2 protein-coding genes are annotated in these 2,796 nt (G+C 44.5%); both read left to right on the top strand.

Annotated elements, in window-relative coordinates; all coding sequences use genetic code 11:
* Nucleotides 1–1,093: LPXTG cell wall anchor domain-containing protein (locus NC238_14295; GenBank protein MCM1567076.1), on the top strand; the 1,093-nt coding region annotated here is incomplete at its 5' end.
* A gap of 459 nt (nt 1,094–1,552) precedes the next feature.
* On the top strand, nt 1,553–2,796 hold a 1,244-nt coding region (locus NC238_14290), incomplete at its 3' end, for an InlB B-repeat-containing protein (protein ID MCM1567075.1).

Below are 2,796 nucleotides of genomic sequence, written 5' to 3'. Positions count from 1 at the left end.
TAATGCCAGTGACTTTAATAAAATCCGAAACTTCCTGCTTAAAACTTCAGCGACAGCAGGCGTAACAAACGGCGCAGTCATGAACGCTTCTTTTGACGCAGACGATCCTGAGACATGGAGCAATGTATTATGGAGTGATGAGGGACGTGTTGTCTATATTAATTGGTTTGATCGCGGCCTTGCCGGAAGCTTCGACATGAGCGGACTGACCGGGCTGACAAGCATAGATATAGGGTATAACAGCATCACCAGTATTGACGCTTCAGGAGACAGCAGTCTGTTGTCGTTGCTTTGTGATGTGAATGCAATAACAGAAATTGATTTAAGCGGCTGCACAGCGTTAGAAAGCTTCTGGAGTTTTGAGAACCCGCTGACAAGCATTTTGAACGTGTACAGCGAAGGTCAGAAATTTGAGGCAAACGGGGACGGCTATATCGCTTTATTCATGGGAGATTATTCTTTATTTAGTTACTCGGGGGATTATGAAGAATACCTGTTGGCTGTTGGACATTCAAATTCACTGCCTTATAATTTTACTCAGGGAGAGACTGTTTTAACGACTGACAATGTATATTTCTTTGATACCCAAAATCCGACAACACAGGATATTACAGCGAATTTTAAAGCCGGAGTCACATCTTCGCCGCAAGACGCTACTATCTTTAAAGGCGGAAGGCTGAGCGTGAAGCCATTGGTGAGCGGCGGGATCTGGGATTATGATACTGCTTACCTGAAAGGCAACTTTACGGATCCGGCGGAGGCTATTTTTACAGGGCTCAAGGCAGGCACAACACGGCTCACGTATATTGCAACACCACAACATGAAAATCTTTATTATTATTATACATTGCTCGGCGCAGACGCTGCAGATGTAGGCATCAGCAGTGCCTATGACCGATCCAAAGAGCCTGTAGTTCAAACAATGGATGAGGGATCTATCGATCAAAATTACTATATCACACTTGATGTAACGATCGAGGCAGCAGAGCTTCCTCAGACAGGCCAAGACTTCACGGCACCGATCGCACTGGCAGGCATAGGGCTTGCGGGCGCGGGATCGATCGTGTTGATCGGCAGGAAGAAGAAAGCATAAGGATTAAAAAATAAAAAAATTAAAGGAACGCAAAAAGGCGTTCCTTTTTTATTGGTGGGGTGGCGGCGTGATCGTTATGACATGCGGCAGGTTGGCATGGGTTGATTATTATAAAAGAGATACCCGCCTAGCCGGATTCGCAGGCACGCTCAGAATGACATGACCCCATAGATTAGGAAACGCTATTCGACAGATTCGCAGGCACGCTCGCAGGGAGGCCCTTCTGATGGGGCTGGAAAGGCAGTGTCAGCCGGTTTTGAGGGCAAGCGAAGAATGAAGATTTCCTGTTTTTAGTGTTATTTTGGATTACAAATAGGATGATATTTTTGATGTAAACAGAATGTCGAAATTTTTATTCAGTTTGAATAAAGAAATCGTTGACAGAGCGATATCACACTGTTATGATTTAATCAGTTCAAATTCGTTTTTTTAAGAATATTAATAATAAGGCGGTCTTATATGAGAAAAAAAATAACAGCAGTCATTTGCGCTCTGTTATTGTTGTTGGTGTTGCTTCCTTCTACGAGTATTTTAGCCGGATACACTGACACCTATGATGGTTATTATGGAAATGATTATCTCAAACTACAAGCATTTTTAAATCTTCCTTCAATGGAAACGGGAAAAACAAACGGACAAAAGCTAAATGCGACTTATAGCCAGGATGACCCGACCACATGGACGGGAGTGACCTGGACAGGCACACCCAAACGTGCGCAATATATCTTCTGGTGGAGTTCGGGTTTGGCAGGTGATTTGGATTTAAGCGATTTTACGAGTTTGGAATCACTTGGTATAACAGGGAGCAATACCCCCTCGATTGATGTATCAGGGGATACTGCGTTGACGATAATTCAGTTGCCAGGCGACAATATAAGTTCATTGGATATAGCGGGCACAACGGCATTGACAGAATTACATATCTATGAAAATGTCTTGGAAGAAATAGATTTCAGCGAGTCAACAGCATTAACAGAAGTGTACTGTTATGAAAATAACCTCACTAGGCTGAATCTTAGCAATAATATTAATATTGCAAGAGTAATTGCAAATGATAATCCAACGAAAGAAATCAATTTAAATAAAAATAACGTAGCGCTGAATGCCTACGCGGCAGGAAACGGGACGATCGCGCTTACATGGCAGACAACTCCGGGACCGGCTTATGTGTTTACGGCTGTGCCCAATGCGGATACAACCTTTGTTAACTGGGTATGGGAAGGTGAGAATGTGGGAGATACCAACCCTTATACGGTTTGGACTACGGCAGCGGGAACGCTCTACGCCAATTTTTCTAAAGCAACCGTGACGTATGATCCCAATTACTCGGGCGCTTCAACATGGGATGAGCTGTATGATTGCGGAACGATAACAGCGCCGGCTGATCCGAGCCGAACAGGCTACATCTTCGGCGGATGGTATACGGAAGCAACGTGCGAGAACGCATGGGATTTTTCAACAGATACGGTAACGCAGGATACCACCCTTTACGCGTATTGGTATAACGCCGATGATTATAATAAAGTCCGAAACTTCCTGCTCAAAACTTCAGCAGTTGCAGGCAAAACGAACGGGCAGATGCTGAACGCTTCTTTTGACGCAGACGATCCTGAGACATGGAGCTATGTATACTGGGATGATGAGGGATACGTTGGGGCCATTTACTGGGGCAATTCAGAACTTGCAGGCAGCCTGGATCTGAG

The organism is Dehalobacter sp., assembly GCA_023667845.1.
Classification (GTDB): domain Bacteria; phylum Bacillota; class Desulfitobacteriia; order Desulfitobacteriales; family Syntrophobotulaceae; genus Dehalobacter.
Note: the sequence above shows the minus strand (reverse complement) of the source record. Positions and strands in the feature narration are given on the sequence as shown.